Origin of the sequence: Nocardiopsis protaetiae (assembly GCF_045446735.1) — a bacterium.
GTDB lineage: Bacteria > Actinomycetota > Actinomycetes > Streptosporangiales > Streptosporangiaceae > Nocardiopsis > Nocardiopsis protaetiae.
On record NZ_JBJJBV010000256.1, the window covers coordinates 1 to 9,522 of the forward strand.

A 9,522-nucleotide genomic window follows, 5' to 3' on the forward strand; every position below is an offset into this window, starting at 1 on the left:
GAGCACGGCCGTTCGTGTTCCCCGGACGTCCCGATAGGATCTCGGACAGATCGACCGGCCTTTTCCCGGCCGGGTCGAGCGGGGCGCGCGCACCGCTCCCGGGGGCGCTCCCCGGCCCCCCGCCGCGCCCCCGCCGAGCGCAATCGGGCCCACCGCACACCTCGCGGGCCCGTCATCCGAGGAAAGGTCCACTGGGTGTCCCCTTCTGAAGCGTCGGCGTCCGGAACAGCGGGACGCCGGAGGAAGAACAGCGAACCCGACGACGCCGAGCGCGCCTCCCGCGCGGGCGGCCGGCGCCGCGCCGGAGGGCGCCGCAAACAGGAGCCCAAGCGGTTCGGCCGGCTCATCGGCATCATCGTGGGCGTCCTGGCCGCCGCCCTCATCGGCCTGGGCGTCGTCCTCTACCTCGACCGGGGCGACGACGGCGCCGCGGACGGGCCCGCGCCGCAGACCCGCCCGGTCGCCTACAGCGTCGAGGACACCGGCGACAACGACATGAACACCGTCCTGGCCACCCGCGAGGCCGACAACCGCCCCCTCAACGAGGGCGAGTTGTTCGGCGACCGCAGCGCCGAGATCTCCAGCCGCGGCATGGCCTTCACCCTGCGCGACTTCGAGCTGTCGGAGGACTGCGCGGCCGCCGTGTGGGGCGACGAGGTCGTCCGGGCCCTGGCCGACGCCGACTGCACCCAGGTCGGGCGGGCCACCTACGTGGGCGAGAACTACTTCGGTGTGACGGCGGTCTTCAACCTCGCCGACGTCGAGGGCAGCCGCGCCGTGGCCGCCGCCATGGCCGAACCCGAGCTTCCCGCGGGCGAGGAGCCGCCCGCCGACGCCCCCCAGCCCGGCTTCGTGATCGCCCCCTCGGGCGCCGAGCCCTTCGACCGCCTCGGCTCGGGCTACAGCTCCGCCGAGGCCACGGTCAGCGGCCACTACCTGGTGGTCGTGTGGGTGCAGCCCACCGACTCCGACTCGGTGGACGAGCGGGTGAGCCTGGCCAGCCCCATCGTGACGCTGAGCAACTTCCGCGACCCGCTCTACCGCCGCCTGGTCAACCTCCGCACGGACGAACCGGCCACCGACCCCGGAACGGAGACCGGTACCGGCACCGACGGCACCGGTGGGGAAGCGGTACCCGGCACCGGGAACTGACCTGTGGGGGCCGCGCACGGCGCGCGGCCCCGCCCGCCTCACCCCACCGCGTCCCACACCGCCGCGACGGCCTCCCGCAGCTGCGCGAACCGGTGCCCGGGCAGGTCCAGCAGGGTGCGCCCGGCCACCCACCCCGGGGCCGCGGCCACCGCCAGCCGGGCCGCCCGCTTGTTCACCGGGGCGCCCTCCTCCCGGGAGACCCGGACCACCCCGGAGCGCAGCGCCGACGTCAGCGTCCGGTGGGCGTGCTCCTGGACGTGCACCAGCAGCCGGTCCACCGGGTCCTTCGCCTCCGGCGCCGGGCCCAGCCGGATCGCGGTCAGCGACGGGTCGCCGAACCCGCGCAGGAACCGCACCCGGAACCGCGGCTCCACCACGGCCCGGAACCCCCGCTGGCCCCGCTCGTCGCGCACGCACGCCGCCGAGGAGGGCACCACCAGGTACCCGCCCCCGCCCGGGCAGGCCAGCGCCGCCCGCGCCGCGATCCGCTCCCAGCCGCCGGTCAGGTCCACCACCGGCGGCCCCGACAGCGGCACCGACGCCTCCGTCCACGTGGACAGGCGCACCCGCCCCGACTCGGGCAGCACCGCCGCGGGCCAGGCGCCCACCGGCACCGGCGCCGCCCCGGCGTCGTCGGCGGCCCGCCCCAGCACGGCGCGCGCCCGGTCCTCGTCCAGCGCCCCCCTGGCCTCCTTGGCGTTGACGCCCTGGCTGTAGACGCGGGCGCCGCTCTCCGACGGCGGGGGAGGGGTGCGCGACAGCGGCCGCAGCACGTACAGGTCCGAGGCGGCGCCGATCGACTCGGCGCCCGCGTACCGGTGGAAGTCCGGCCACATCGCCTCCAGCACCAGGTCCAGCCGCAGTAGCCGGGCCTGGGTGGCGGCCGCCAGCCGGGGCGTGGTCTCGCTCACCCCGTAGGCGACCAGCACCCGCCCCTTACGCGGGTCGGACATGCCCTCCAGACCCCGGCGGACGAACAGCTCCACCCCGTCGGCGGTGTAGGGCGGGTCGGTGAACACCACGTCCGCCGCGCCCCGCAGCCCCGCCGGCAGGCCCAGCCGCAGGTCGGCGAAGTGGGTGCGCACGTCCAGGCCCAGGCGTTCGGCGACCGCGTCGATGTGGGCGAGCACCCGCTCGTCGATGTCGGCCACCAGGACCCGCACCCCGGGCCGGACCAGGGCCAGCGCGATCGAGGTGAGGTCGTGGTCGCCCACGCACAGGACGGTGCGGTCGATCAGGTCGAACCGGGTGGCCAGGAACAGCGCCCGGCGCAGCGCGGTGTCGGCGGTCGCGGTGACGTGGTCCAGGTCCAGGTCGGCGGCGGGCCCCTCGGCGACGGCGCGGGCGATCTCGGCGGCGATCCGGGCCCGCGCGGGCACCAGGTGCGCCACCGGGTCGGCCAGCACGTCCCCGACGGCCCCGGCGTAGTCCTCGGGGCGCACCAGCCGCACCCGGTCGCCGCCGGGTCCGCGTTCGGCCTCCCCGGCCTCCAGCAGCCCTTCGACCAGCGCCACCACCAGGACGCGGGCGACCCCGGTGGCCCGCACCAGGTCGTCGGCGCTCCAGCGGCGGCCGTCCGCCAGCGCGGCGAGCACGGCGCGCGGCCGGGGCGCGTCCACCCCGTGCGCGTACAGCGCCCGCAGCGCCGGCTCGGGCAGGGGCGGGGGCATGAGGGGCGCGGCCGGGGTCTGCGCGGTCTGCGGGATGCCGGTGGAGTCGGGGTCTGCTGCCATGCACCGATCGTCCCACGCCCCGGACGGAACGGGTTCGGCCGCAGGTCAGGGGTGTGAACACACGATGAGTGACATATCACTCGGACGTGCGAACGAGCCCCCCTTGGGAGGAGCGTTAACGCCGGGGTAATGTGGGGGCGCGGCGCACGGCGTTCGCGTGCCCGAAGCGACGGCCACGACCAACCGTCGGGTTTTATCCGCTTTGGGAGGTTTACCGGGATTCCCTCGTGGAAAAACCGGCAAAGCACACTCCCGACGGGCAACCCCCGACCGGGGGACCGCGGCACCACCCGCAGGGTGCGGCGGCACGCGACCCGGGGTGCACCGCGGCACCCCATGGTCTAGACCTGCGATTCGCGTCGCGGCTGGACCTGCGGGTATAAGAGAGCTTGACCGCTCGCAAGAGGGCGACCATCCGCCATTCGCACCACGAGGACGTGGCCGCGGTACGGTGGCGGACCACACGGCGTCCACAGGCCGAGCACACAACTTCACGCACGCAGCAGGGCCAATGTCGTCCCGGTATGCGCTTTTCACGAAGCCGACTAAAGACGACAGGAGGCTACATGCCCGCTGGTCAGGTGCGGCGTTCGTCCGTCCGAGCGAACGCGATCCCCACTTCTCAGGGCCTGTACGACCCCGCCTTCGAGCACGACGCCTGCGGTGTGGGCTTCGTCGCCGACCTCACCGGTCGCCGCGGCCACGACATCGTGCAGAAGGCGCTCACCGTGCTGCGCAACCTCGACCACCGCGGCGCCTCCGGCGCCGACCCCGACGACGGCGACGGCGCGGGCATCCTCACCCAGATCCCGCACGAGCTGTTCACCGAGGTCTGCGACTTCGCACTGCCCCAGGCCGGCGCCTACGCCGCCGGCATCGCCTTCCTGCCCGCCGACGCCGCCGCGCGCGCCGAGGCCGTCAACACCATCAACGCCATCGTCGCCGAAGAGGGCCTCACCCTCCTGGGCTGGCGCGACCTGCCCTTCGAACCCCAGTACAGCGGCCCGGCCGCCCGCGAGGCCATGCCCTACTTCGGGCAGCTCTTCATCACGGGCACCCCCGGCACCGCCACCGAGGGCCTCACCGGCATCGAACTGGAGCGCCACGCCTACTGCGTCCGCAAGCGCGCCGAGCACGAGGCCGACGTCTACTTCCCGAGCCTGTCCCCGCGCACCATCGCGTACAAGGGCATGCTCACCACCCCGCAACTGGAGCCGTTCTTCCCCGACCTGTCCGACCGGCGCTACGCCTCCGGCCTGGCCCTGGTCCACTCCCGGTTCTCCACCAACACCTTCCCGTCCTGGCCCCTGGCCCACCCGTTCCGCTACGTCGCCCACAACGGTGAGATCAACACCGTCAAGGGCAACCGGAACATGATGCGCGCCCGCGAGGCCAAGCTCGCCACCGACCTCATCCCCGGCGACCTGGACCGCATCTTCCCCATCGTCGACCCCGACGACTCCGACACCGCGTCCTTCGACGACGCCCTGGAGCTCCTCCACCTGGGCGGCCGCTCCCTCCCGCACGCGGTGCTCATGATGATCCCCGAGCCCTGGGAGAACCACACCGAGATGGACCCGGACGTCCGGGCCTTCTACGAGTACCACTCCACCCTCATGGAGCCCTGGGACGGCCCCGCGTCCGTCTCCTTCACCGACGGCACCCTCGTCGGCGCCGTCCTGGACCGCAACGGCCTGCGCCCCGGGCGCTACTGGGTCACCGAGGACGGCCTCGTCGTCCTGGCCTCCGAAGCCGGCGTCCTGGACATCGACCCCGCCACCGTCGTCCGCAAGGGCCGCCTCCAGCCCGGCCGCATCTTCGTCGTCGACACCGCCCAGGGACGGATCATCGAGGACGAGGAGATCAAGGCCGAGCTCGCCGCCCAGCACCCCTACCGCGAGTGGACCGACTCCGGCGTCCTGCGCCTGGCCGACCTGCCCGCCGCCGAGCCCGTCCCCGTGACCGAGCTCAACCGCGCCCAGCAGGTGTTCGGCTACACCGAGGAAGAACTCCGCATCATCCTCACCCCCATGGCCCGCACCGGCGCCGAGCCCATCGGCTCCATGGGCACCGACACCCCGGTGGCCGCGCTCTCCGAGCGCTCCCGCCAGCTCTTCGACTACTTCTCGCAGAACTTCGCCCAGGTCACCAACCCGCCCCTGGACGCCATCCGCGAAGAGATGGTCACCAGCCTCTCCACGCTCCTCGGAGCCGAGCACAACATCCTCGACGCGGCACCGGGCGACACCCGCCGCCTCGTGCTGCCCACCCCGGTCGTCGACCAGGACGAACTCGCCGCCATCGTCGAGGCCGGGCGCACCGAGCCCGCCCTCAAGACCTTCACCGTCGACGGCACCTACCCCGTCGACGGCGGCGGCGACGCCCTGGCCGCCCGCCTGACCGAGCTCAACACCGAGATCGACACCGCCATCGCCGACGGCGCCCACATCCTGGTCCTCAGCGACCGGCGCGCCGACGCCACCCGCGCCCCGATCCCGTCCCTGCTGCTCACCGGCTCCGTCCACCACCACCTCGTCCGCGAGAAGACCCGCACCGAGGTCGGCCTCGTCATCGAGGCCGCCGACGTCCGCGAATGCCACCACGTCGCCCTGCTCGTCGGATACGGCGCCTCCGCCGTCAACCCCTACCTCGCCCTGGCCACCGTCCGGGACCTGGTCCAGCGCGGCACCATCGGCGGCGTCGACGCCGACACCGCCGTCCGCAACACCGTCAAGGCGTACGGCAAGGGCGTCCTGAAGGTCATGTCCAAGATCGGCGTCTCCACGGTCAGCTCCTACACCGGAGCCCAGATCTTCGAGGCCCTCGGCCTGGGCCAGGAGGTCATCGACCGCTGCTTCACCGGCACCACCTCCCGCCTGGGCGGCGTCGGCTTCGACGTCCTCGCCGAAGAGGTCGCCATCCGCCACCGCCGCGCCCACACCGACAACCCCACCTCCGGCGCCCACCGGCGCCTGGAGATCGGCGGCGAGTACCAGTGGCGCCGCGAGGGCGAACCGCACCTGTTCAACCCCGACACCGTCTTCAAGCTCCAGCACTCCACCCGTACCCGCAAGTACGAGATCTTCAAGGAGTACACGGACCTCATCGACGACCAGTCGGCGAAGCTCATGACGCTCCGCGGCCTCTTCCGCCTCAAGGAGGGCGTCCGCGAACCCGTCCCCATCGACGAGGTCGAGCCCGTCTCGGAGATCGTCAAGCGCTTCTCCACCGGCGCCATGTCCTACGGCTCCATCTCCGCCGAGGCCCACGAGACCCTCGCCATCGCGATGAACCGCCTCGGCGGCAAGTCCAACACCGGCGAGGGCGGCGAGGACCCCGCCCGCTTCACCCCCGACGCCAACGGGGACCTGCGGCGCAGCGCCATCAAGCAGGTCGCCTCCGGCCGCTTCGGCGTCACCTCGCACTACCTCACCAACGCCGACGACATCCAGATCAAGATGGCCCAGGGCGCCAAGCCCGGCGAGGGCGGCCAACTGCCCGGCCACAAGGTCTACCCGTGGGTCGCCGACACCCGCCACTCCACCCCCGGCGTCGGGCTCATCTCCCCGCCGCCCCACCACGACATCTACTCCATCGAGGACCTCGCCCAGCTCATCCACGACCTCAAGAACGCGAACCCGTCCGCACGGGTCCACGTCAAGCTGGTCTCCGAGGCGGGCGTGGGCACCGTCGCCGCCGGCGTCTCCAAGGCCCACGCCGACGTCGTCCTCATCTCCGGCCACGACGGCGGCACCGGCGCCTCGCCGCTGACCTCCCTCAAGCACGCGGGCACCCCCTGGGAGCTCGGCCTCGCCGAGACCCAGCAGACCCTGCTGCTCAACGGCCTGCGCGACCGCATCGTCGTCCAGGCCGACGGCCAGATGAAGACCGGCCGCGACGTCATCATCGCCGCCCTGCTCGGCGCCGAGGAGTTCGGCTTCGCCACCGCGCCCCTCGTCGTCTCCGGCTGCGTCATGATGCGCGTCTGCCACCTCGACACCTGCCCCGTCGGCGTCGCCACCCAGAACCCCGCCCTGCGCGAACGGTTCTCCGGCAAGGCCGAATACGTCGTGAACTTCTTCGAGTTCATCGCCCAGGAGGTCCGCGAATACCTCGCCGCCCTCGGCTTCCGCAGCATCGACGAGGCCATCGGCGCCGTCGACCTGCTCGACACCACCGAAGCCGTCGAACACTGGAAGGCCAAGGGACTCGACCTGTCCCCGATCCTCCACGAGGTCGAGCCGTGGGCCGGCGACCACCGCGTCCGCACCCGCAGCCAGGACCACGGCCTGGAGAAGGCCCTGGACAACACCCTCATCCAGCTCGCCGAAGGCGCACTCGACTTCGGGCAGCCCGTCAAGCTCGAACTGCCCGTCCGCAACGTCAACCGCACCGTCGGCACCATGCTCGGACACGAGGTCACCAAGCGCTACGGCGCCGACGGCCTGCCCACCGACACCATCGACGTCACCTTCACCGGCTCCGCCGGCCAGTCCTTCGGCGCCTTCCTGCCCAAGGGCGTCACGCTCCGCCTCAAGGGCGACGGCAACGACTACGTCGGCAAGGGCCTGTCCGGCGGCCGCGTCATCGTCCGCCCCGCCGACACCTCACGCCTGGTCGCCGAGGACCACATCATCGCCGGCAACGTCATCGGCTACGGCGCCACCTCCGGCGAGATCTTCCTCCGCGGCATCGTCGGCGAACGCTTCTGCGTCCGCAACTCCGGCGCCCTCGCCGTCGTCGAAGGCATCGGCGACCACGGCTGCGAGTACATGACCGGCGGCCGCGCCGTCATCCTCGGACGCACCGGCCGCAACTTCGCGGCCGGCATGTCCGGCGGCATCGCCTACGTGCTCGACCTCGACCCCGAGCGCGTCAACGCCGAGATGGTCGCGATCGAAGAGCCCACCGACGAGGACCGCGCGTTCCTCACCGACGTGCTCACCCGCCACCACGCCGAGACCGGCTCCGCCGTCGCCGAACGCCTCCTGGCCGCCGGCGACGCCGGACTCGACCGGATCTCCAAGGTCATGCCGCGCGACTACAAGCGCGTCCTGCTCGCCCAGGCCGAGGCCGAGCGAGAAGGCCGCGACGTCAACGAGGCCGTCATGGCCTCCGCGCAGTCCTGAGCGTCAGCACACACGAGAGGAGGCATCATCATGGCTGACCCCAAGGGTTTCCTGAAGATCACCGAGCGCGAGCTCCCGAAGCACCGCCCGGTGGACGTCCGCATCCAGGACTGGCGCGAGGTCTACGAGGACTTCGACCGGGGCACCGTCACCAAGCAGGCGTCCCGCTGCATGGACTGCGGCATCCCGTTCTGCCACAACGGCTGCCCCCTGGGCAACCTCATCCCCGAGTGGAACACGCTCGTCCACACCCACGACTGGGCCGAGGCGATCGAACGGCTCCACGCCACCAACAACTTCCCCGAGTTCACCGGCCGGCTGTGCCCCGCACCCTGCGAATCCGCCTGCGTGCTCGGCATCAACCAGCCCGCCGTCACCATCAAGAACATCGAGGTCTCCATCATCGACCGCGCCTGGGAGGAGGGCTGGGTCAAGCCCCTGCCCCCCACCACGCGCACCGGCAAGAAGGTCGCCGTCGTCGGCTCCGGCCCCGCCGGCCTGGCCGCCGCACAGCAGCTCACCCGCGCCGGACACCAGGTCACCGTCTACGAGCGCGCCGACCGCATCGGCGGCCTGCTCCGCTACGGCATCCCCGAGTTCAAGATGGAAAAGCGGCACATCGACCGCCGCGTCGCCCAGATGACCGCCGAAGGCACCGAGTTCCGCACCAGTGTGAACATCGGCGTCGACATCACCGTCGAGCGGCTGCGCGCCGACCACGACGCCGTCGTCCTCACCGGCGGGGCCACCGCCTGGCGCGACCTGCCCGCGCCCGGCCGCGAGCTGAACGGCATCCACCAGGCCATGGAGTACCTGCCCCTGGCCAACCGCGTCCAGTTCGGCGACTACGACCGCGCCCCCATCCACGCCGAGGGCAAGCACGTCGTCGTCATCGGCGGCGGCGACACCGGCGCCGACTGCGTCGGCACCGCCCACCGCCAGGGCGCCGCCAGCGTCACCCAGCTCGAAATCATGCCCAAGCCGCCCACCAAGCGCCCCGACTCCCAGCCCTGGCCCACCATGCCGATGCTGTACAAGGTCACCAGCGCCCACGAGGAGGGCGGCAAGCGCATCTACTCCGTCAACACCCTGGAGTTCCTCGGCGACGAGCACGGCAACGTCCGCGCCCTCAAGCTCGTCGAGGTCAAGCGCACCGCCAACGGCTTCGAACCCGTCGAGGGCACCGAACGCGAGATCCCCGCCGACCTCGTCACCCTCGCCATGGGCTTCGTCGGCCCCCAGAAGGAGGGCATGATCGACCAGCTCGGCGTCGACCTCGACGGACGCGGCAACGTCGTCCGCGACGCCGACTACAGGACCAGCGTCGACGGCGTCTTCTGCGCCGGCGACATGGGCCGCGGCCAGTCCCTCATCGTCTGGGCCATCGCCGAGGGCCGCTCCGCCGCCGCCGGGGTCGACCGCTACCTCGCCGACGGCGACAGCGACCTGCCCGTCGCCATCCCGCCGACCGCACGGCCGCTCGTCTGACCCGGTGACACCACGGGGGC

At 72.5% G+C, this 9,522-nt stretch carries 4 protein-coding genes; 3 read left to right on the forward strand and 1 reads right to left on the reverse strand.

What is annotated here, in order from left to right; all coding sequences use genetic code 11:
• The first annotated feature begins 195 nt into the window (after nucleotides 1-195).
• Nucleotides 196-1,152: a hypothetical protein gene (locus ACJOT3_RS28065; protein ID WP_406976132.1), complete on the forward strand. Its 957-nt coding sequence runs from the start codon at nucleotides 196-198 to the stop codon at nucleotides 1,150-1,152.
• A 38-nt stretch (nucleotides 1,153-1,190) separates the two neighbouring features.
• Here the strand turns inward: ACJOT3_RS28065 and ACJOT3_RS28070 are convergent, their stop codons facing one another.
• Nucleotides 1,191-2,885: a bis-aminopropyl spermidine synthase family protein gene (locus ACJOT3_RS28070; protein WP_406976133.1), complete on the reverse strand. Its 1,695-nt coding sequence runs from the start codon at nucleotides 2,883-2,885 to the stop codon at nucleotides 1,191-1,193.
• Nucleotides 2,886-3,451: 566 nt separating this feature from the next.
• Between ACJOT3_RS28070 and gltB the strand changes: the two genes are divergently transcribed.
• Both gltB and ACJOT3_RS28080 read left to right on the forward strand, forming a co-directional pair.
• Nucleotides 3,452-8,014 (forward strand): glutamate synthase large subunit, encoded by a 4,563-nt coding sequence (gene gltB / locus ACJOT3_RS28075; RefSeq protein WP_406976134.1) that lies wholly within the window; start codon nucleotides 3,452-3,454, stop codon nucleotides 8,012-8,014.
• A gap of 30 nt (nucleotides 8,015-8,044) precedes the next feature.
• On the forward strand, nucleotides 8,045-9,502 hold the full coding sequence (locus ACJOT3_RS28080) for a glutamate synthase subunit beta (protein ID WP_406976135.1): 1,458 nt from the start codon (nucleotides 8,045-8,047) through the stop codon (nucleotides 9,500-9,502).
• Nucleotides 9,503-9,522 lie beyond the last annotated feature (20 nt).